Origin of the sequence: Nonomuraea sp. 10N515B, assembly GCF_052245915.1 — a bacterium.
In the GTDB taxonomy this organism is placed as follows: Bacteria; Actinomycetota; Actinomycetes; order Streptosporangiales; family Streptosporangiaceae; genus Nonomuraea.
The window spans coordinates 125,695-146,728 of the sequence record NZ_JBQQBQ010000024.1; the positions used below are offsets into that span (position 1 = coordinate 125,695).

Annotated in this window: 19 protein-coding genes; 6 read left to right on the forward strand and 13 right to left on the reverse strand. The window is 72.0% G+C overall.

Translation table 11 applies throughout. The features are described from left to right. Window positions 1–466 precede the first annotated feature (466 nt). The 5 genes from ACTWQA_RS31540 to ACTWQA_RS31560 form a co-directional block, all read right to left on the reverse strand. Window positions 467–1,228 (reverse strand): SDR family NAD(P)-dependent oxidoreductase, encoded by a 762-nt coding sequence (locus ACTWQA_RS31540; protein ID WP_443162656.1) that lies wholly within the window; start codon window positions 1,226–1,228, stop codon window positions 467–469. Window positions 1,229–1,231: 3 nt separating this feature from the next. After that, window positions 1,232–2,542 (reverse strand): MFS transporter, encoded by a 1,311-nt coding sequence (locus ACTWQA_RS31545; RefSeq protein ID WP_443162657.1) that lies wholly within the window; start codon window positions 2,540–2,542, stop codon window positions 1,232–1,234. 75 nt (window positions 2,543–2,617) lie between these two features. After that, window positions 2,618–3,631, reverse strand: coding sequence for an Ldh family oxidoreductase (locus tag ACTWQA_RS31550; protein ID WP_443162658.1), 1,014 nt, complete (start codon window positions 3,629–3,631; stop codon window positions 2,618–2,620). A gap of 84 nt (window positions 3,632–3,715) precedes the next feature. Next, window positions 3,716–4,408 carry a DUF2786 domain-containing protein gene (locus ACTWQA_RS31555; protein ID WP_443162659.1) on the reverse strand — a complete coding sequence of 231 codons (693 nt, stop codon included), beginning with the start codon at window positions 4,406–4,408 and terminating at the stop codon, window positions 3,716–3,718. 21 nt (window positions 4,409–4,429) lie between these two features. Next, window positions 4,430–5,668 carry a hypothetical protein gene (locus ACTWQA_RS31560; protein ID WP_443162660.1) on the reverse strand — a complete coding sequence of 413 codons (1,239 nt, stop codon included), beginning with the start codon at window positions 5,666–5,668 and terminating at the stop codon, window positions 4,430–4,432. A 306-nt stretch (window positions 5,669–5,974) separates the two neighbouring features. Here ACTWQA_RS31560 and ACTWQA_RS31565 point away from each other — a divergent pair, with 306 nt between their 5' ends. The 3 genes from ACTWQA_RS31565 to ACTWQA_RS31575 are packed head-to-tail and all read left to right on the forward strand — an operon-like array spanning window position 5,975 to window position 8,189. Next, a complete protein-coding gene (locus ACTWQA_RS31565) occupies window positions 5,975–7,147 on the forward strand; it encodes a cytochrome P450 (RefSeq protein WP_443162661.1) in 1,173 nt (390 codons plus the stop codon). 18 nt (window positions 7,148–7,165) lie between these two features. Further along, a complete protein-coding gene (locus ACTWQA_RS31570; RefSeq protein WP_443162662.1) occupies window positions 7,166–7,867 on the forward strand; it encodes an HAD family hydrolase in 702 nt (233 codons plus the stop codon). A gap of 49 nt (window positions 7,868–7,916) precedes the next feature. Next, entirely contained in the window at window positions 7,917–8,189 is a 273-nt protein-coding gene (locus tag ACTWQA_RS31575; protein WP_305921642.1) for a DUF4031 domain-containing protein, read from the forward strand. Here the strand turns inward: ACTWQA_RS31575 and ACTWQA_RS31580 are convergent. Continuing rightward, a complete protein-coding gene (locus ACTWQA_RS31580) occupies window positions 8,178–8,855 on the reverse strand; it encodes an HD domain-containing protein (protein ID WP_443162682.1) in 678 nt (225 codons plus the stop codon). The two genes, ACTWQA_RS31575 and ACTWQA_RS31580, sit on opposite strands and share 12 nt — an antisense overlap. An 86-nt stretch (window positions 8,856–8,941) precedes the next feature. Here ACTWQA_RS31580 and ACTWQA_RS31585 point away from each other — a divergent pair, with 86 nt between their 5' ends. After that, a complete protein-coding gene (locus ACTWQA_RS31585; protein ID WP_443162663.1) occupies window positions 8,942–10,240 on the forward strand; it encodes an alpha-hydroxy acid oxidase in 1,299 nt (432 codons plus the stop codon). Window positions 10,241–10,328: 88 nt separating this feature from the next. Next, window positions 10,329–10,748: a hypothetical protein gene (locus tag ACTWQA_RS31590; protein ID WP_443162664.1), complete on the forward strand. Its 420-nt coding sequence runs from the start codon at window positions 10,329–10,331 to the stop codon at window positions 10,746–10,748. A 13-nt stretch (window positions 10,749–10,761) separates the two neighbouring features. Here ACTWQA_RS31590 and ACTWQA_RS31595 read toward each other — a convergent pair whose 3' ends face one another. From ACTWQA_RS31595 to ACTWQA_RS31605, 3 genes are read right to left on the reverse strand one after another with little or no spacing between them, the layout of a single operon-like run. Beyond that, window positions 10,762–13,968, reverse strand: a complete 3,207-nt coding sequence (locus ACTWQA_RS31595; RefSeq protein ID WP_443162665.1) for an ATP-binding protein — start codon at window positions 13,966–13,968, stop codon at window positions 10,762–10,764. Beyond that, entirely contained in the window at window positions 13,965–15,260 is a 1,296-nt protein-coding gene (locus tag ACTWQA_RS31600; protein ID WP_443162666.1) for an oxygenase MpaB family protein, read from the reverse strand. Before ACTWQA_RS31600 ends, ACTWQA_RS31595 begins: the two co-directional genes overlap by 4 nt. Window positions 15,261–15,282: 22 nt before the next feature. Beyond that, a complete protein-coding gene (locus ACTWQA_RS31605; protein ID WP_327580693.1) occupies window positions 15,283–15,993 on the reverse strand; it encodes a Crp/Fnr family transcriptional regulator in 711 nt (236 codons plus the stop codon). A gap of 179 nt (window positions 15,994–16,172) precedes the next feature. Between ACTWQA_RS31605 and ACTWQA_RS31610 the strand changes: the two genes are divergently transcribed. Next, the gene (locus tag ACTWQA_RS31610; protein WP_305921635.1) at window positions 16,173–16,745 is read left to right on the forward strand and encodes an RNA polymerase sigma factor; all 573 of its coding nucleotides are present in this window, start codon (window positions 16,173–16,175) and stop codon (window positions 16,743–16,745) included. 1 nt (window position 16,746) lies between these two features. On the opposite strand, the gene ACTWQA_RS31615 is transcribed toward ACTWQA_RS31610, so the two are convergent. The 4 genes from ACTWQA_RS31615 to ACTWQA_RS31630 all read right to left on the reverse strand — a co-directional run bounded on the left by ACTWQA_RS31615 (window position 16,747) and on the right by ACTWQA_RS31630 (window position 20,920). Beyond that, window positions 16,747–18,015 carry a hypothetical protein gene (locus ACTWQA_RS31615; protein ID WP_443162667.1) on the reverse strand — a complete coding sequence of 423 codons (1,269 nt, stop codon included), beginning with the start codon at window positions 18,013–18,015 and terminating at the stop codon, window positions 16,747–16,749. A 243-nt stretch (window positions 18,016–18,258) separates the two neighbouring features. Then, complete coding sequence (locus ACTWQA_RS31620; protein ID WP_443162668.1) at window positions 18,259–19,026, reverse strand: neutral zinc metallopeptidase; 768 nt, start codon at window positions 19,024–19,026, stop codon at window positions 18,259–18,261. A gap of 203 nt (window positions 19,027–19,229) precedes the next feature. Next, a complete protein-coding gene (locus tag ACTWQA_RS31625) occupies window positions 19,230–20,093 on the reverse strand; it encodes a hypothetical protein (protein ID WP_443162669.1) in 864 nt (287 codons plus the stop codon). An 83-nt stretch (window positions 20,094–20,176) separates the two neighbouring features. Next, window positions 20,177–20,920: an SDR family NAD(P)-dependent oxidoreductase gene (locus ACTWQA_RS31630; RefSeq protein WP_443162670.1), complete on the reverse strand. Its 744-nt coding sequence runs from the start codon at window positions 20,918–20,920 to the stop codon at window positions 20,177–20,179. Window positions 20,921–21,034 lie beyond the last annotated feature (114 nt).

Consider the following 21,034-nt stretch of genomic DNA (forward strand, 5'->3'; position numbering starts at 1 on the left):
GACACCCACCGTTAGGCTCGCCTGCGTCCGAGGGCCCACCGCCTCGGACGGCCAACCGGGCGCTTCCGCCGAACGCAGGCGCCGTTGACTCTCCGCACCGCCCAGGAGCACACCGCCACGGCGCCGGCTGCGTCCCGCACGAAATCAGCGGGGCAGCCAGGCGCCACGGACGAGGCAGCGCAGCGCCACACAGCGCAGCACGGCGCAATGCAGCACGCCGCAATGCAGCACGCCGCAATGCAGCACGCCGCAACGGAGCACGGCGCAACGGAGCACAGGCGGCGCAGCGCGGGACGGCGCAGCGCGGGACGGCGCAGGACGGGACGGCGCAGGACGGGACGGCGCAGCGCGGGACGGCGCAGCGCGGGACGGCGCAGCGCGGGACGGCGCAGGACGGGACGGCGCAGCGCGGGACGGCGCAGGACGGGACGGCGCAGCGCGGGACGGCGCAGGACGGGCGGTGGCGTCAGTAGGTCAGGTGGCGGCCGCCGTCGCCCACCAGCACCTCCCCCGTCACCATGTCCGCCTCCAGTAAGGCGGTCACCATCTGGGCGATGTGCTCGGGCTGGGCCGTGCGCCGCAGCGGCGCCTTGGTCTCCCGCGCCGTCATCTCCGCGAAGCCCTGCTGCCCCACCCGGTCGATGTGCCAGCGGGTCGCCACGATGCCGGGCGCGACCGCGTTCACCCGCACCTCAGGTCCCAGGGCGACGGCCAGGTCACGGGTGAGCTGGATCAGGGCAGCCTTGCTGACGCCGTACGCCATCGAGGAGCCGGTGGCGAGGATCCCGGCGATGGAGGACACGTTGACGATGGCGCCGCGGGCGGAGCGCAGGTCGGGGGCGAAGGCGCGGGCGCAGTAGAAGGGCCCCATGAGGTTGACGCCCATGACGTGCCGCCACACGTCGTCGGTGAGCCCCTCCAGGTCGGGGAACGGCACCCACTTGGTCGTCCCCGCGTTGCACACCAGCACGTCGACGCGCCCGTACCGGTCGCGTACCCGCTCGGCCATGCGCCGCACGGCGGCGTCGTCGGCCACGTCGGCGGCCATGGCCTCGGCCTTGCGGCCCAGGCCGGCCAGGCGGGCGACGGTCGCCTGGGCGTCCGCCGCCGAGCGCGAGTAGTTGACCACCACGGCCTCCGCGCCCTTCCTGGCCAGGCCTTCGGCGACGGTCGCGCCGATGCCGGTGCCGCCGCCGGTGATCACGGCGACGCTGCCGTTGATGTCCATGACCTACTCCTCCACGACAGGACGCCGCACCGGGTCGACGGCCGCGATGTCCAGATCCTTGGTTTCCCGCGAGGCCCAGAACGCCCCGAACGAGATCAGCGCCGTCGCGATCAGGAATGCCGCGACCAGCCACGGAGCCCCGCCGAGCCGCGCCGCGAGCGCCGCGCCGATCAGGGGCGAGAACCCGGCCAGCGCCGCCCCCAGCTCGCGCGAGGCGGCGAAGCCGGTGTAGCGCACCCGGGCGCCGAACAACTCGGCGTAGAACACCGGCTGCACGGCCACCTGCGGCGCGAACCCGAACGCCCCCATGATCATCATCGCGAGCCACACCACCACGGGCACGCCGGTGCCGACCATGAGGAAGTACGGGTAAACGAAGAGCGCCACGAACACCACGCTGAACAGGTTGAGCGGCCGCCGCCCCATCCGGTCGGACAGATGCCCGTACACGGGCTGGAGCACGATCACGGTCAGCCCGAACAGGATGACGCCCAGCAGCGCCGTCCGGTTGGACAGGCCGAGCTCGGCGATGGCGTACGCGACGCTGAACGTGGACAGCGTGTACACCACGGCCGTGTCGCAGATGTGCGCCCCGACCCCGATGAGGAAGTTGCGCGGGTAGCGGACGATCGCGTCCCTGATCGGCAGTTTGACGATCTCACGGCTCCGCTCCATGTCGCGGAACACCGGCGACTCGGCCACCCGCAGCCGCACGTACAGGGCCACCCCGATGAGCGCGAAGCTCACCAGGAACGGCAGCCGCCAGCCCCAGGACAGGAAGTCCTCCTCGGGCAGGAGCTGCACCAGCAGGAACGCCGAGGTGCCGAGCACGAGGCCGATCTGCACGCCGGTCTGGGCGTAGGAGGCGTAGTAGCCGCGCCGTCCCGGCGGGGCGTGCTCGGCCAGCAGCGTGGCCGCGCCGCCGAACTCCGCGCCCGCCCCGAGTCCCTGGCAGACGCGGAGCAGCGTGAGGAGGATGGGCGCCGCCACGCCGATGGCGGGGTAGGTGGGCAGCAGGCCGATCAGGCCGGTGGACACGCCCATGATGACGGTCGTGATGATCAGCGTGGAGCGGCGGCCGATCTTGTCGCCGAGGTGGCCGAACAACACGCCGCCGAACGGCCGCACCACGAACCCCACGCCGAACGTGGCGAACGCGGCGATCGTGCCCGCAGCCGGGTCGGCCTGGGTGAAGAACAGCCGGTTGAAGACGAGGGCGGCGGCGGTGCCGTAGATGAAGAAGTCGTACCACTCCAGGGCGGTGCCGACGAGGGCGCCCAGGACGACGCGCTTCAACTCGGGTGTGGCGGACATCTAACCTCCTCCGGGGGCGTGTCAGGCCATGGTGGGCCGCGTCCAGCGGCCCTCCATAGGCCGCGGGGTTTGCGCCTACGGAACGCCGAGCCGCGAGGCGAGCGCCGCCAGCTCCGCCCACACCGGGGCGGGCACCGGGATCCCCTCCTTCAGCCGCGCCGTACGTGCCTCGGCCTCGGGCTCGCCCGGCACGACCACGCCGGGGCCGGAGGCACGCAGGGCCTCGCAGAAGGTCTCGACCTGGGTGATGTAGCTCTCCAGAGGGACGAAGGCGGCGATGTCGACCGCGCTGATCACCGTGCCGAACGTGCCGTCATACTCCGGCGAGCAGGCGGTGCCGGTGCCCGTGAGCAGGCCGCCGACCAGCTCGATGAGGACGCTCAGCCCGTACCCCTTGTGGCCGCCGAACGGCAGCAGCGCCCCGCCCCGGTAGAAGTCGTCCGGGTCGGTGGAGGGACGGCCGCCGGGGTCCACGAGCACCCCTTCCGGGGCCGGCGAGCCGGTCCCGCGCAGCAGGCCCAGCTTGCCCTCGGCCATGGCGGCGGTGGCCCAGTCCATGACCACGGCCGCGCCGCCGGCCCGGGGCACGGCCCAGGCCATGGGGTTGGTGCCGAGCATCCTGCGGCGCCCGCCGTACGGGGCGACGGTGGGGTCGGCGTTGCCGACGACCTGCGCGATCAGGCCCCGTGCGGCCAGCGACTCGGCGTACTCGCCGAGCCTGCCGACGTGGTTGCACTCCCTGATCGCGACGACGCCCGTGCCGTGCTCGCGGGCCAGCCGCGCCGCCTCGCCGGCGGCCAGCCAGGCGGCGGCCTGCCCGAAGCCGCGCCGTCCCGAGACGACCGCGGTGGCGCCGCGGCGCGAGACCACCTCGGGGCGGGCGTCGGGCACGATCACGCCCGCCTCGATCCCTTCGAGGTAAGGCGTCAGCCGCCGCACGCCGTGCGAGCCGTGCCCGGCGAGGTCGGCCTCGACCAGGGACGCGGCGACCGTCACCGCGGTGCCGGCAGGCGCGCCGGCCGCGACCAGGAGATCACGGGCGAGGTCGCGAAGGTCGTCGGCGATGATGAGGCGGGGGGATGCGTTCACGGGATGCCTATCCTCATCGTGAGGCGTTCCGTGTGCGCGCTTATGCCCCATCCCCGCCGGCCCAAACGGAGCTCCGGAAAGGGCTTACCGGCTCAGCTCACGCGCCGCGGCGTCGGTCATCCCAGTGCGGCCGAGGTCGGCGCGGCGACCGGCGGCCACGCCGGCGCGGTACCCGGAGCCACTGGTGCGGGGCACGCTCATCCTGATATGCGGGTAGTGGGCCGCGACCGCCCGCTCCACCTCGCCACGCCGATCGGCCAGCACGAGCTCGGTGCCCGTGCCGGCGGCGTCGGCCTCGGCCCGCGACTCGGCCGCGCACAGCAGCCGGTAGACCTCGTCGGTGAATCCCAGCAGCCACGACCGCCGGTACGCCCGCACGGCCGTGACGTCCTCGGGGACCCGTACGCGCGCCAGCCCGGAGGCCATCTGCAGCAGCAGCGACGTCGCCAGCAGGTCGGCGCGCTCCAGGTCGGCGGCGAACCCGAACACGTGCACCCGCTGCCCGCCGTCCCCCCGCCCGATGAGCAGCGGCCGGCAGCGCACCGCCTGCGCCACCAGGCTCACGAGGCGGGCCTTCTCCCCGGCCCACGGAGCCGGCAGGGTGACGATCCGGTCGCCGGGCACCTGCCGCGTGCCGACGGGCGGGAGCGCGTCGATGCCGTGCTTGGCCATGAGCGCCGAAGCCGCCGCCATGAACGTGGCCCGCTCGTGGTCGTTGTCGGTGCGTTCGGCCTTGGCCAGGAGTTTCCTGACGCGATCGAGTGTGCGCTCCCGCAAGCGTGTGCTCCCCCGGTGCCCTCAGTGCTTGGTCAGCACCCTCCCGTCGGCTCCGAGCACGGGGAAGGCGCCGGTGTCCACGATGCCGTGCTGCTGGTACAGCGCCTCGATGATGGCGTGCGCCTGCGGCTCCAGCTTCCATAGGGCACGATACTCGCGCGCCGTGGCCAGCGAGATCCCGATCTCCTGAGCGATGTCCACGGTACGCGGCACGATGCCTTTGGCGATCTGCCGGTCCCAGAACTCGCGGGCGGCCCGGATCTGCGCGGCCCGCTCGGCGGTGGAGACGACCTGCGGAGTGGTGTCGAGCACCTCGACGTCCTCGTCCTCGTCGTTGACGAGCGCGGCCAGTGCGGGCGGCAGCGCCGGGCGGGCGGGAACCGGGTGGTGGTCGGCCTCGGGCTCCCAGGGCACGCGGGGGTCGGCGTCGATGAGCGCGGAGGTGTTGTAGAGCGCGGCGATCTGGGCCAGCAGCGCCTCCTGCCGGGCCGGGTCCACGGCCAGGCCGGTGTGCTCGACGGCCTGGTCCATGGCCTTGTCGAGTTTGGCCAGCGCGTGGCGCATCTTGCGGTCGGAAGCCCCGCCCTCGCGCAGCGCCTTGGCCCGCTTGGCGGCCAGCGCGACCCGGGTGAGCCTGCGATGCGCGTCGACCTCGCTGGTCGTACGGTCGCTGACCTCGGCCAGCCCGAGCCTGACCAGCGCCCGCTCGGGCGTGAGGCGCCAGTTGATGCGGCCGGTGCCGCGGATGCGGTGGCGTTCGATGGCCATGCCGCGCTCCCACAGCCAGGCCGCCACCAGCGGGGCGGCCAGCCGGAACACGGCCTCGGGCAGGCTTCGCGCGTCCATGCTGGACAACACCGCGGTCAGGCAGGTCAGCGCCCACACGGCGATGCCGTCGATGCCGGCGGAGAAGTTCTCGCGCATGTTGCGGCGGGCGCGGACGGCGCTCGTGATGATCGCGATCTCAATGAACGCGAACAGTAGTAACCTGAGCGGCCCGTCCAGCCCCAGCACATCCTGTGAGAAGCGCCACATACCCTGCGCGGACACGCCCGTGGCGATGGAGGCGGCCATGATGGTCAGCACGTCCTCGACCGGACGCGGGGCGACGTATCTGGCGAGCAGCCAGGCTGTGGCTTTCCACGCGACCCTGATCACCAGGAACGCGAGCGCCAGCCCGGCCAGGCCGAGCAGCGCGATGACAGCGGTGGCGAGCGGCTTCTCGCTGACGAAGCCTGCTATTTCCTCGAATGTCGGCATCTGTCACTATCCGTGATGGCTGTGGCTCCGGCTCTATGCGACGAGATCATCGCAGAATGTCGCCATCTTGTACGCCAAACGCAAGCTGCTTCCTCAGTTTGCTCCTGATTCCCACCATCACCGGTGTGTCGCGTTGCCCTGCCGGCCGTCGGGGTGAGGGCACGGCGGCTGACGAGGCGGTGATCGTCGCAGGTCTGAGATAAAAATTCGTCCTTTCGGAGGGCACCGAACGCTCTTCTGGATGGGACCATCGATCGAGGGATTTATCCCAAGATCGTGCGATGTATCCCAGCAGGACGGATATCGATGTCAGACAATGAGTTCCCGCTCGTCCAGTTCATGCGCGACGGCTTGGACCCGGTGGACGAGCTCGGACGCATCCGGGCCGAGCACCCGGTCTACCCGATGGAGATCCCCGGCGATCAGACGGTTTACCTCGTCACCCGCTGGGAGGACGTCCGCGCCGTGCTCGGCGATCACGAGCGCTTCAGCAACGACTTCGCGGGCGTCATCGGTCTCGGCTCCAACCAGGAGGACCCGGGCGGCCTCGGCTTCCGCGACCCGCCCGAGCACACCCGCCTGCGCAAGTTCCTGACCCCCGAGTTCACCATGCGGCGCCTGCGGAGGATGGAGCCGCGCATCGAGGCCATGGTCGAGGAGGCGCTGGACCGCATCGAGGCCAAGGGCGCCGAGAGCATGCCGGTGGACCTGTTCGAGGAGTTCGCGCTGCCGATCCCGTCGCTGGTGGTGTGCGAGCTGCTGGGCGTGCCGTATGACGAGCGCGCCGGGTTCGTCAAGATCAGCAAGGACCGCTTCGACTTCACGGCCGGGCCCGAGGCGTCGTTGCAGGCGATCAACGACGCGATGACGTACCTGACGGAGCTGGTCGCCAGGGAGCGGCAGAACCCCGGCGAGGGCCTGCTGGGGCAGCTCCTGCGCGACCACGGCGACGAGCTGGACGACCGCACGCTGGCCAGCATGGCCGACGGCCTGCTGACCGGCGGGCACGACACCAGCACCAGCATGCTCGCGCTGGGCACGCTGTGGCTGCTGCAGAACCCGGAGCAGGCCGCGAAGGTGCGCGAGGTCGACGGCTACGTCAACGACGTGGTCGAGGAGCTGCTGCGCTACATGTCGGTCGTGCAGGTGGCCTTCCCCCGCTTCGCCCGCGACGACCTGGAGCTGCACGGGGTAACGATCAAGAAGGGCGAGCTGGTGCTGTGCTCGCTGATCGGCGCCAACCGCGACCCGGCCCTGGGCGAGGACATCGACGAGATCCGGCCCGGCCGGGACGTCTCGCACCTGGCGTTCGGCCACGGCATCCACCGCTGCGTCGGCGCGCCGCTGGCGCAGATGGAGATGCGCATCGCCTTCCGCGCCCTGCTGCGCCGGTTCCCGACGCTGCGGATCGAGGGCGAGGTGCCGTTCAGGGAGCTCGCCATCGTCTACGGCGTCAAGGAGCTACCCGTCGCCTGGTAGAGCGGTTACGTTCGCACTGTGAGCGAGCTTGTCATCGACCTGGCGAGGATCAGCGCCGTCGTGTTCGACACCGACGGGGTGGTCACCGATACCGCGCGGGGGCACGCGGCCGCCTGGAAGCACGTCTTCGACGCGTTCCTGCGCGGCCGCTCCGGACCGTTCGACATCCGCGACGACTACCTGCGCCATGTGGACGGGCGGCCGCGGCTGGACGGCATCCGCACGTTCCTGGCCTCGCGCGGCATCACGCTGCCCGAGGGGTCGCCGGACGACGAGCCCGGCGCGCCCACCGTGCACGGGCTGGGGCTGGCCAAGGATCAGATCTTCGTCGCACAGGTGGACAAGTACGGCGTCGCCGCGTTCCCGGCCACGGTCGCCCTGCTGCACGAGCTGCGGCGGCGGGGCGCCCGTACCGGGGCCGTGTCCCCCAGCCTGCACGGGCGCAAGCTGGTGAACTCGGCGGGCCTGTCCCATCTGTTCGACGTCCTGATCGACGGGAACGACGCGGCCCTGATGAACCTGCCCGGCATGCCGGAGCCCGCCCTGTTCCTGGAGGCGGCGCGCCGACTCGACCTGCCCGCGGACAAGATCGCGGTGGTGGCCGCGGCGCTGCCCGGGATCGAACGGGAGGGAAGGGCGGGTTCGGGCTGGTGGTGGGGGTGGCCGGGGAAGGCGGCGGCCCGGGCGAGCCGCATGATCGCGGAGCCGAAGTCGTGGTGACCGGGCTGGGCGAGATCGAGGTGCGCGGCAGGGTCCTACCCTTGACGACGTGACCGTTCTCATCGACCCTCCCCACTGGCCGGGGCCGCGCGGCCTGATGTGGTCGCACCTGGTCAGCGACCGCTCGCTGGAGGAGCTGCACGACTTCGCGGCACGGCTGGGGGTGCCGGCGCGGGCGTTCGACCGGGATCACTACGACGTGCCGGAGACCGTGCACGCGCGGGCGGTGTCGCTGGGGGCCGAGGCGGTCAGCTCGCGCGAGCTGTTACGGCGGCTGATCGCCGCGGGCCTGCGCCGCCGCAAACGCCACTCACCCCGCTGAACCCGCCGTGAGCCTGGCCAGTTCGGCCGTCATGTTGGCGCGGGCGCGTTCCTCCCACAGGCCTGCCGCCTGGGCGGTGCGGTAGAGGCGGGGCGCGGCCAGCAGGCGGCGCAGCACCTCGGCGCGGCCTGCCCTGAACAGGTCGTCGGGCACGTGGGCGTACTCCTGGCGGATGGTGGCCGCGTAGGCGTCGTACCCGGGGCGGCCCAGGACGGCCAGGTCCGCGTCGCACAGGACCGCGCCGTTGGCGTCGCCGTCGGTCAGGGTGTCGTGGGCGGCGGTGAGGCGTACCAGCCTGGCGGTCTCGCCGATCCGGGCCGCGGGCACGCCGCACCTGGGCAGCCGCGACTGGGCCAGCTGGGCGCTGCGTTCCTCGTCCCAGCCCGGCCTGCCGTCGTAGACCGCGTCGTGAAACCAGGCGGCCAGGCGCACCGCCGCCGGGTCCTCGGCCTCTCCCGCCAGCTCGCCGACGGCGTCGAGCACGGCGGTCAGGTGGGCGAGGTCGTGGTAGCGGCGATGCAGCTCGGCCCACCGGGCGATCAGCTCGGCGCCGAGGGCCTGCGCAGCCGGTGAGTCCCCCGCGAGCGCCTCCCACCGCTGAGCCAGTGCCTCCCACCGGCGGCCGCGTCCATCCCGCCTCCCGGCGACCGCTCCCGGCTCCCCCATCCGGCCTGCCGCGTCACTCACCGCCACCGCACCGCCTTCGATCGGTCTGACCCGGCTGCGGCCCCACGCATGATCGTGAGTCGGCGGTGCCGCGAACCCGGCGTGTGGGGAGCGGGGCGTCGATCACCACTCCACCGTACTTTGGTAGCGTCCTGGGCATCGACACGGCACCGCAGGAACCACGGCGCCTGCCCCGGTGGCGGGAGCTGCGGACCGTTCTGCCCGGCTGGCCGCGGCTGGGCGGGGCGCGGCGGGTGGCGGACGCCGCCGACGTCGAGGATCTGCGACGGCTGGCCATGAAGCGGGCGCCCCGGATGGTGTTCGACTACGTCGACGGCGCCGCCGAGGGTGAGCGGTCGATGGCCAGGGCGGTGGAGGCGTTCGGGCGGGTGGAGTTCCGCCCGCGGGTGCTGCGGGACGTCGCCGAGGCCCCGACGGCGGTCGAGATCCTGGGCCGGCGGATCGCGATGCCGGTCGTGCTCGGGCCCACCGGGTTCACCAGAATGATGCACCGGGCGGGCGAACGGGCCGTGGCCAGGGCGGCGGAGCGGGCCGGAGTGCCGTACACGCTGTCCACCATGGGTACCACGACCGCCCAGGACGTGGCGGCCGCGGCGCCCGGCGGGTGGAACTGGTTCCAGCTCTACGTCGTGCGTGAGCGCGCCCGCACTCTGGAGACGTTGTCCCTGGCCAGGGACGCGGGCATGGACGTGCTGGTGGTGACCGTGGACGTGCCGGTGGCCGGGGCGCGGCTGCGTGACGTGCGGCACGGGCTGACGGTCCCGCCGTCGCTGCGCTGGCGCAGTGTGCTGCAGGCGCTGCGGCGGCCGGCGTGGTGGTTCGACTTCGTCACCAGCGAGCCGCTCAGGTTCGCCACAGTGGACGGCGCGCCTGACGACCTGGCCGGGATCACAAATGTGATGTTCGACCCGTCCGTGACGATCAAGGACCTGGAGTGGATCAGGTCGGCGTGGCAGGGGCAGCTGCTGGTCAAGGGCGTGCAGCGGGTGGACGACGCCAAAGACCTGGCCGCCGTCGGGGTGGACGGCCTGGTGGTGTCCAACCACGGCGGGCGGCAGCTCGACCGCTCCCCCACGCCGCTGGAGCTGCTCCCCGAGGTGGTGGACGCCGTCGGGGACCGCACGGAGGTCTTCCTGGACGGCGGCGTCCGCAGCGGGGCCGATGTGGCCGCCGCGGTCGCCCTGGGCGCGCGGGCGTGCTTCATCGGCAGGGCCTACCTGTACGGGCTGATGGCCGGTGGCGAGGCGGGGGTGACGCGGGTGCTCGACCTGCTGCACGCCGAGCTCGTCCGGACGACGCAGTTGCTCGGCGTGGGCGGCGTCGGCGGGCTCGACCGCGATGTCGTGCGCCTGCGCCAGTCCTGACATCTCGCCGAAGGACGCGTATCTGACCGCCGGTGCCGGCTCTCTGCTCCTTCACACGGGGACACGGTCCTCACTGAAGGGAGAACAGATGGCAACCGGAGATTTCCAGGTGATGAAGGTACCGGCCGAGCAGCTGGCCGGTGCTCTCCACGGCCAGGTTGTCGATCCGGGCGCGCAGCCCACGACCGTCGTGCGGCGCGGCGAGGGGTGGACCGTGGACGTGAGCTGGGAGGTCACCGGCGAGCTCGTCGACTGGCTGGCCGGCTGCTGGCAAGTGGAGATCATCGCCGATCTGCTGGGCGGTGGCGAGTCGAGGCATCCTGCGCCCCCCGTGGAGATGACCTTCACACCGGGGTCGGGCCGATATACGGCCTCCATCCCGATGCGCGGTCAGCTCGCCCCCGGTACCTATGATCTCGTGGTCAACCTCACCACCACGACCGCCGCCGGCACCGCGGGGGCGCTCGGCGGGTTCGTGGTGCTCAGCAAGATCGTGGTGAAGGAATGACCCGCGGATGAGGTCAGCGCAGGCGGCGCTCCAGGAGGAGGGCGCCGCGGCCGGACAGCAGGGAGGCACACCATTCGCGCAGGTCCGCCGGTTTGGGGCCGCTCACCTGGCCTGCGTCCAGCAGGTCCGCCCAGTCCAGCAGGGACTCGGCGAGCATGAGCGGCACCTCCCTCCGCTCGTGCACCTCCGCGGCGGCCTCGAAGTGCTCCGCGGCCCGCGGCAGGTCGCCCATCGTCACGCACAGGTGAGCCAGGTAGTGGTGCCCGCAGTGGTGCGCCACCGTGCTGTGGCCGAACGTCTCGCCCTCGGCGGCCAGCGAGCCGTAGAGCTGCGCGGCCAGGTCCGCCCGCCCGAGCCGGGAGGCGGCCACGGCCAGGTTGTCCAGGGCGGGCCGGTGCCCCATGGTGCGCGGCGGCACCGCGCCCTGGTCGGCCAGGATGCGATCGAGCAGCGGGCCTGCTTCCTCGTCACCCATCTCGCAGAGATAGCGCAGCACCGCGTGCACGGGGTCCACGCGGGGCGCCTGGGCGGCGCGGCGCAGCCGGTCACGCAACTCCCACAACCGTCCCTGGAGCCGCCGGATCTCGGCGATCTGCTCGGAGTAGATCGCCACGGCCTCCAGGCGGCGGCCGATCTCCGAGCCGAGCCGCATGGCCGCCGTCGCCTCCGCCTCCGCCTGCGCCAGATCGCCCTGCATGAGAGTCAGCCCGCTCTTGGAGTAGCCGACCAGCCAGTGGAGGTAGGGCTGCGCCAGCCGGTGCGCCAGCTCGTCGGCCTGGTCCAGCAGCGCGGCGGCGCGGGCCGCGTCGCCGCTGTCCAGGACGGGAGGCGTCCGCTGCATGTAACCGTGGAACAACACCAGGTCGTCGCCGGTCCTGCGGGCCGCCTGCAGCATCTCGTCGCCGTCGCGGTGGCGCTGGTGCAGCGGATCGGCGGGGATGATGGTGAGGCTGCGCAGGCACAGCACCAGGGCCAGCGTGCGCGCGTCGCCGGACTTGCGGGCCAGCGCCACGGCCTCGTCGCTCAGCGCGAAGCGGCGCTCCCCGTCGGGCGCCCAGATCAGCTCCGAGGCGAGATGGGCCGCCAGCAGCGCCCTGGTGCTCACGTCGGTGGAGTCGACCAGCCGCCTGGCCTCGGTCAGCAACGCGATGCGCTGCTCGTCGGGGGCGGCCGAGATGCTGGTGAAGCCGCGGTCGCCGCCGAGCGCCGCCGTGACGATCAGATCGCCCCGGCCACACTCCCTGGCCAGGTCCGCCGCCGCCACCAGGGTCGGCCGGGCCTCGGGATGTCCGGCCAGCCACATCGCCGTGCCGCACTCCAGCAGCAGCTCCGCGCGCCGCTCCACGCTGGCGCCGGGGAAGTCCTCGAGCAGCTCCAGGACCCGCTGATACCAGGTGACCGCCTCGCGGTGCGCCAGCCCGGCCAAGGCGTGCTGCGCCGCGCGCACCGCCGCCTCCGCGGCCGCGCCGACGCGGGCCGGGTCGCGGCCGTGCTCGGCGGCGGCCAGCAGGTGCGCGGCCACCACGTAGGGTCGCGACTCCATGGCCGTCGGGTCCGCCTGGCACAACGCGTCGGCCACCCGCCCGTGCAGCAGCCCGGCACGCGGCGGGGAGAGCGTGGCGTAGAGAGCGTTCCTGGTCAGCTCGTGGGAGAACCGGCAGGTGCCGCGTCCCGACATGGTGACCAGGCCGGCGCCCAGCGCCTCCTCCACCGCGGCCACGAACCGCGCCTCGTCCAGGCCGAGCCCCAGCCGCAGCTCGGCCGACTCCATGCGCTCGCCGACCGCCAGCAGGCTGATCAGGTCCCTGGCGTCCGGGTGCAGCTGCGCCAGCCGGGCCAGCACCATCCTCGTGACCGAGTCGGGCACGGCCAGCGCGTCCAGGTCCTTGCCCGCGGCCAGCTCTCTGGCCACCTCGCTGATCAGGAACGCGTTGCCGCCGGTGATCCGGTGCAGCTGCTCGGGGTCGCCACCGGAGCGGACCTCCGACAGCAGGTCGGAGACCTCGTCGAGGCCGAATGACGAGACCTGCACGACGCGGCCGTCGGCGGTCAGCTTGTGCAGCTCCGGCATGGCGGACTCGACCGGCACCGGCCGCGACGTGGCCAGGATGAGCAGCGGCATGGCCTCGGCGTCGTACATGAGGGAGCCCAGCATCTGCAGCGACTCCAGCGTCGCCCACTGCAGGTCGTCGATCACCAGCAGCACGGGCCGCACGGTGGCCAGCCGCTCGATCAGGGTGCGGGCCGCCGCCATCAGCTGGTAGCGCTCCGAGACCGGCTCGGTGGCCGGCGGCACCTGCAGCGACATCGGCGGCGCGCCGAGTGACGGCGCCAGGCGCACCAGCTGGCCGCACTGCTGGTCGACCCCGGCCCGCAGGAGCAGCGCGGGCGAGGTGCGGGCCAGCCGCTCCACGGCGCCGGCGATCGGCTCGTAGGCCTGCCGCGCCGGATCCGTGCACCGCCCCGCCAGCACCGTGAACTGCCGCTTGAGCGCCTGCCTGGCCACCATGGAGGCCAGGCGCGTCTTGCCCACCCCGGGATCGCCCTGCAGGATCACCAGGCCGCTGCCGAACTCGGCGGCCGCCAGCTCGCCGTCCAGCGCCCGCAGCTCCTCGTCCCGGCCCACGAACGGCAGCTCGTGCCCGCTTTCCAGCCAGGTGGGCAGCCCGCCGCTCTGGTGGTGGTCGGCATTCTGCCAGCGCAGCTCGTAGGTGTGCAGCGGCTCGCGCAGCCCCTTGCCCGGCAGCCGCCCCAGGTCCTTGAACTCGTGCCGGCTGCGCCCCTGGGCCAGCCGCCGCACCAGGTCGGTACAGAGCACCTGGCCGCCTTCGGCGATGGCGACCAGCCGGGCCGCCTCCACCGTCGGCAGCCCGCTGACGTCGTCGTGCCCCCAGCACACATCGCCTGCGGCCAGCGCGGCCTTGATGGAGATCTTCTCCATCGCGCGCTCGTTCTCGTCCGCCACCGCCTGCTCCACCGCGATGATGGCGTCGAGCCCGGCGGTCGCCGAGTCGAACACGGCCATCAGCCCGTCGCCCAGGCTCTTGGTGAACGTCGAGCCGCTCGCCGTCACCACGGAGTGCAGCAACTGGTAGAGGCGCCGGAAGACGACGTTGGCCCGCTCCTCGCCGAGCCTGATCCGCAGCGCAGTGGAGCTCACCACGTCGGTGAACAGGATCGTCGCCGTGGTGAGCGTGCCTGGCTCGTGCGGGGCGGTCACGCGCGCAGTCCCTTCCGCCCGACTGTCTTCTGCCGGATATTGTGCCGGACACTGTGGCGGATCTCGCGGGATTTCACGGCCGTCTTCGACTGCTTGATCCGCCAGGCGCGGGCCAGCTCCGCGGGGATGCGGAACGGCGCCTGCCCGCCGGAGTGGCGGTCGACCAGGGCGACCACGATGTCCCGCCCGGCCCGCCGCACCAGCCAGCGCACCGCGGAGTCCGCCTGCCGGCCCAGCCACGGCCGCCGGTGCGCGGCCCGCGCCGCCGCGAACAGGGCGGTGAACCACCACGCGGCCGGCGGCACGCCGAGCAGCTCCGGCACCCGGTCGGCGCCGTATCGGGCGTCGCGGAAGACCCAGTGCACCAGGCTGCGGGGCAGCTTGCGCCAGCCCAGGTGCATGAACTCCTCCATCTCCTCCAGGAGCCTGGCCATCAGCCTGCGGCCCTCGGGGCTGGACTCGTAGAGCCGGCCCAGGCGCTCGCTGACCGGCACCACGTCGTCGAGCGTGAGCGGCCCGTCCTGGCACGCCTCCACGCCCATGAGGTGGCCGAACACGCTCCAGGTGTAGAGGTGGGCGGCGCGCTGCTCGTCCGTCAGCACCACGCCCATGCTCTCCAGGGCCTCCCACGTGACCACGGAGAAGTCGAAGATGGTGGCCAGCAGGAGCTCCTGATTGACCGGCGGCCCGAACCGCTCGGTGTCCCAGGTGTCGCCGAAGCGCTCGTCGACCAGGGCACGCACGAACGAGTGCAGGATGCGCAGCCCGATCGCCGTGGTGTGGCCCGGACGGCCGGGCTGCAGGCTGTCGGTGGCCTTCAGCCCCATCACGTCGACCAACATCTGCCCGGTCTCGGCGACCCGGCGGGTGAGGCTGTGCGTGGCGAGGTTGGACACGCCGGCCAGCACCTTGGCGCTGGACACCTCGACATACGCCATGGGCAGGCACTTGCAGAACAGCGCGGCCGACTGGTAGAGCCCGTAGTCGGCGAACACGGCCTGCCCCTTGGCCAGCAGCTCCTTGTCGTCGCCCCAGTCGGGCAGATCACTGGCGAAGTCGAGCGCGTCGAAGATCCGGGAGGCGGGCGGCTCCCCCGAGGGCGCCCTGGCCTCCCGCTTGGCCCGCCCCAGCTCCTCGATCACGGCCCGCACCAGCTCCAGCGGGCCCCTCCCCTCGGGCTGCTCGCTCAGGTAGGCGGCCACCACCTCGTCGACGGCCGGATCGGCCTGCTTCCTGAGCTGCCGGAACCTCTCCTCCGGCCAGCGCTCGTAGGCGTCATTGCGATCGTTCATGGTCCCCGTACTCCAGATTCGGTCAGAGCCCACCCCGCTTGCGCAGGGCGGCGACGTCCAGCAGCGTGATCGTCCGGCCCTCGATGGCGATGAGGCGCCTCGACACCAGCGACTGCAGGGCCCGGTTGACCGCCGGCCGCGTCGCGCCGATCAGCGCGGCGAGGTCCGACTGCGTCAGCCCCGGCAGATCCACCACGCCTTCGGTAGTGCCGTGCTTGCCGGCCAGCTGCAGCAGCAGCTTCGCCAGCCGCCCGCCCAGGTCCAGGAAGGCCAGGTCGGCCGCCTGGCCGGTGAGCCTGCGCACCATGTGCCCGAGCATGCGCAGGAACTCGTCGGCCAGCCCCGGATGCTCCCGCATCAGCTCCAGCAGCCGGGCCCTGGGCAGCGCGAACACCCACGACGGCCGCGCGGTGACGATCGAGGCCGAGCGCGGCGAGCCGTCCAGCAGCGCCATCTCCCCGAAGGTGTCGCCGCGGCCGAGCATGTTGAGCACGATCTCGTCGCCGTGCTCGGTGGTGAACACGACCTTCACCAGGCCGTCCAGCAGCACGTAGAGAGACTCCCCCGGGTCCCCCTGATGGAAGATGATCTGCCCGGACCGATATCTCCGCGCCAGCCCGGCCCGCGCCGTGCTCTGGATGCCGCTGTCTCCGAGTACGCGGAACAGCGGGATCTCCGCCAGCACGGCGGCGACCGGCTGAATGTCCTGTGGAGCCCCGCTGCGCCCGTTCATGCAAGAACTTTAGGCCGCAATCGACGCCCGGACAGTATCCGGTAAGCGATCTACGAAATGTGACGAGGACCACATTCAGACTGTCACGCCCGAAACAGCCCCGGCCGATCTTCCGGCGGACTGTGGGGTAGCCGGCCGGAAGTGACCCCCCGAGTACCCGGACCGGCAGGGAGTCGGACATGCAGTTGGACACCATCGAACGCCTCGACACGGGCGCGCTCGTGTCGGCCGCGCAGGACGGCGACGCATTCGCCTGGGAGCGGCTGGTCGAGGAGTTCACGCCGATGCTGAAGGCGCGCATCCGCCGCTTCAGGCTCGGCCACGAGGACGCCCAGGACGTGCTGCAGACCACCTGGCTGCTGGCCTGGCAGAACCTCAAGAGCGTGACGGACGGACAGCGAATGGCCGGCTGGCTGGCCACGATCGCCTTCCGCGAGTGCCTGAAGCTCACCAAGAAGACGAAGGAGATCTGCACCCCGGACCTGGACACGCTGGGCAGCACGGACGACGTGGACAAGGAGCTGGCCAGGGCGTGGCTGGCCGGCACGCTGGACGAGCTGGTCGAGGCGCTGCCGGACGCGCAGCGCGTCCTGTTCAGGGCGCTCACGGAAACCTCCGAGCCGCACTACGTGGACGTGGCCCGCAGGCTGGGCAGGCCGGTAGGGAGCATCGGGCCCACCCGAGCCCGCTGCTTCGCCAAGCTACGCGGGCTCCTCCAGGCCCGCGAGATCACCAGGGACTTCCTGGACTGAACTACGTGGTCGCCGAGTCAAGAGGGATCGCCTCCAGGAACGGCTCGAAGTCGAAGTGCGCCATCTCGTACGCGTCCGGGTCCGTCTCGGCCGGGTAGCGGTAGACCTTGCGCCGGACGGTGGGCAGGGCGGGGTCGTTCTTGAACATCTCGCTGACGGCCTGCGGCACCAGGCCGCGGCGCATCTCCTCGGCGAGGCCGTCGGCGACCTTGTCGTCGAACGGCACGTCGTACAGGGCGCGCACGTGCTGGTAGACGCGGAAATAGCTGACGATGAAGCGCATGCGGTCGGGGTAGGACACCCAGTTGGCCACCCCGGCCGTGGACGCCTCCTGGTCCTCGGTGATGAACTCCTCCGCCAGCTTGCGCACCTTCTCGTGCTGGATCGGCGCCCACACCTTCGCCATGTCCACGCCCGCGGGCGCGGTCAGCGGCTTGCCGACCTTGACGTCGCTCAGCGGCGTCTGCACGGCGAACAGGTGGCGGGTGTAAAGCCCGGCCCACAGCTCCTCCAGCGTGCGGGTCAGCCACGGCTGGTCCTCGTGCCGGGCGGCGTACAGGCGGAACCTCGGGAACGGGCGGCGCATGATCATCGAACGCAGCGACCGCCACGACACCCGGGTCAGCCACCGGACCGGCCGGTAGAGCACCAGTTCCAGGGCCTTCTGGGCACGTTTCTGCTCGTACGCCGACAACGCGATGTTGGCGCCCAGCATCAGCTCGGCCCGCACCGCCGGGTCGGTCGCCTCCTTGGCCTCCAGCAGCAGGTGCGCCGCGTCCTTCAAATAGCGGGCGTCGGCCGGCTCCAGCAGCTCCGTCAGGAACTCGGGCGGCGTCGGCGTCAGGTCCGACTCCGGGCTCACCTTCAGGAACCGGTCCGGCGTGTCGATCCACAGGTTGACCGCGAGGCTGGCGGTCTCGAGGAAGATCGCGCGGTTGGCCAGCGCCAGGCCGAGCTGGTAGCTGGGACCGAGCAGGGTGAGCAGCGTGGCGCGGAAGAGCCGGCGGAACCGGCGCGGCACCCGCAGCTTGCGGCCGAAGTCCTCGATGAACGGCGAGTCGGGCGTGAGGTCGAGGCTCTCGCCCACCGCCTTGGAGGTCCAGGTGGCGTAGCAGTACCAGTTGTTGGCGTCCCTGCCGAGGTGCCCGGCCAGGTCGCCGGCGACGCGGTGGTAGGCGTAGGCGATGACCATGGCCTCGAGCGCCGGGCTGCGGTCCTTGTAGGCCGCGATGCGCAGCACGTCGTCCGCGGTCATCGGAGAGTCGGACATGAAGTCTCCCGTTTCGCTGGTCCCGTCGCCTCAAGTCGCTCACGGAGTCAGAGCGTCGTGATGGGCGTCAGATACAGCCCGGCGGCCGGCTTCGTCTCCCGTGGCCGCCGAGGGCACCGAGCGTAGGAGGGACGACTTGCGAAAGGCTTGCAGGGTCCGCCCGGCCGCCTCCCGGTGTGCGCAACGCAGTGGCGGGCGATGCGGCGCCTTTCGCATCGCCCGCCACGGATTCGGTGGGGGAGTTCACGGCTCCTGAACGCAGGCCTGGACGCCTTCCTGGCCCAGGGCGAAGGCGGCGACGCGCTGCTCGGCGTCACCGTGATGCTCCGGCTTCGACCAGGGATGACTGTCGGCGATGCGGGTGAGAGCCCTGGAGAGCTTGTCCGGATCTCGAGGCTCCCACTCGAGCCGGCCTTCCTCGTGCGCTCCGGTGAGCGTCGCACCGGCCAGGCAGTCCGCCTGCAGCTCGTAGCCCCTCCAGACCTGTCCCGGGATGCGTTGCTGGATGGCGTGTCCCCATTCGTGGGCGACCACCAAATACGGGAACGTGTTCCCCTCCTCGCTCGGGATCCCTTCGATGAAGTCCTTGTCCCAGGCGATGTAGTCGGCCCCACCGCCGCAGTAGAGCGCGGTCTGCGCGCCCAGCGGCTCGCCGCCGCACGTCGGCCGGTCGGGGGAGGCGGGATCATACGGGCCCACCACGGTGGGCGGTTTGTAGGGACCGGTGAAGTTCTTCGGCCAGTCCCGCACCCAGAACTCGTTCACCACCTGCACCGCGTCCCGCTCGTCCTTCCTCATCTTGATGGACGTTTCCTCGATGGGTGCGGAGGGCGGTTCCTGCCGTTCCCGCGGCCGCGGCGGGATCCTGAAGCCGTACGGCTTCTCCCCGTCGTCAGCCGTCATCGTGGATTCCGGTTCGGTGGGCTCCTCCTCTGCCAGTGCCGGCGATCCGTAAACGAGAACTGCCAGGAATGCCGGGCCGAGCACCATGAGCCCGTGCTTCTCGCTCATGCCGTCTCCTTCTCCCGTGGCCAGGATGTGCGGTCTTCGCCGTGCGGGGTGCGGAGATCTCCTTTCGAGGGCCGTCCCTCTCATGGTCGCCAGGGCGTTTCGTCGTTGTCGATGGCGCTTGACCCGGTCGATCCGCGTCTTTAGGCATGAGCGGATGATCCGGCATGGGCAGAACACGATGATTTGACCCCAACCGGTACGGGTCAGGGAGCGAGGGTCTGGCCCGCCTCGATGGCCTCGCGGACGCTCTTGGCCAGGGTGTCCTCCAGCGCGTCGCCGTGGGCGGCAAGCGCGCGCATCCCGTCGGCGTCGTCGGTGTGGGCCAGCAGTGCGCGGTATTTGTCGTTGTTGTCCAGGGCCTCGCGGGCCCGCAGGGCGGCGTCGGCCTCCTGGACGCGGCGGGCGTACCGCTCGAGGCCCTCGACCCTGGCGGTGACGGCGGCGACGGACCGGTTCAGCGCCTCCTGCTGGGGCTCCAGCACCGCCAGCAGCTCCGGCGTCACCACGCCCTGCCTCGCCCGGTGCTGCTCTTCCTGCAGGTGCGTCTGCGTCCGCAGCAGCGTCGCGATCTCCCAGAGCTGCCCGGGCAGCAGCACCTCGTTGGCCAGGCCGTCCAGCAGGCGGCGGCGCATGACCTGGGAGGAGTAGACGGTGCTCACGGCCTGCCTGGCGCGTTCCAGCAGGGCCCGCGAGGGCAGGGACAGCTCGGACACGACCACGCACCGCTCCGGTCCGGGCGCGTCCGGCTGGTCCTCGGCGAGCCTCGGGATGAAGCAGTCGAGGACGGCTAAGCGTTCCTCCTCGGTCAGCGCCGGGTCCATGACGAGATCGACCGTGCGCCTGACATGGTCCCGTTCCCTGGCGAGCAGTCGGCGTTCCTCGGCGGCGAACGCTCTGCGGCGTGACACGTCGTGCCCGACGACGATGCCACACAGGATGAGCGGAGCGAGTAGCACGGCGAGGACCACATCCGGGGGGCCGACCCACACGTAGAGGGTGATGCCGGTGACGACGACCGCGCTGAAGGCGGCGATCGACGCCAGCGCCAAGCCGCAGCCTCTGGCCACACCGTCCCCCTCTGAGCGAGTTCGCGTAGTGCCCTGAGTGCCACAATAGCCGCGGATTCCGCGAAGATCAGTGCTTTCTCAGGTCAGCGCAGGTACGAGGCGCCGTTCAGGTCGAGGACGGCGCCGCTCGCCCATTCAGCGGCCGGCGAGGTCAGATACAGCACGGCGGCGGCGATCTCCTCCGGCCGCGCCACCCTGCCGAATGGGCTCTGCGCCCGGATCGCGTCGCCGCGGGGCGCCTTGAGGTGCTCGTTGGTCATGTCGGTCTCGACAAAGCCGGGCGCCACGGTGGCGACCGCGATGCCGCGCGGCGCCAGGGCGATGGCCAGCGACTGGCCGAACGCGTTCAGCCCGGCCTTGCTGGCGCCGTAGGCGGGGCTGTCGGGCTCGCCGCGGAAGGCGCCGCGCGAGGAGACGTTGACGATCCTGCCGCCGGCGGGCATGTGCTGGAGCGCGCACCAGGTGACGTTGGCGGCGCCGGCGAGGTTGACGTCCAGGGTGCGCCGCCAGGCGGCCTGCCACTGCTCGTAGGTCAGGTCGGTGATGGGGTGGTGGAGGAAGATTCCAGCGTTGTTGACCAGGACGTCGATCCGCCCGAGCGCCCCGGCCGCCGCGTCTGTCATGCGCCGCACGTCCTCGGGGTCGGCGAGGTCGGCCTGGACGACGGCGTGGCCGTGGCCGGGCAGCGCGCCGAGCAGGTCGCCGGCCTCGGCGGCCGAGTCCCGGTGGTGGATCGCGACCCGGTCGCCCTGCTCGGCGAAGGCCGCCGCGATGGCGCGCCCGATTCCTCTGGACGCGCCGGTGATGAGAACTCCTCGTCCGCTCATCCGCCGCACAGTAGCCCATGTCCTGATATGTCCCCCCGACCGGGGCCGCACGCCGGTGCGAGCCCTTGGACCCGGGGCGGCGCCCCACGTCCCGTGCCCACACGCCGCACGTGT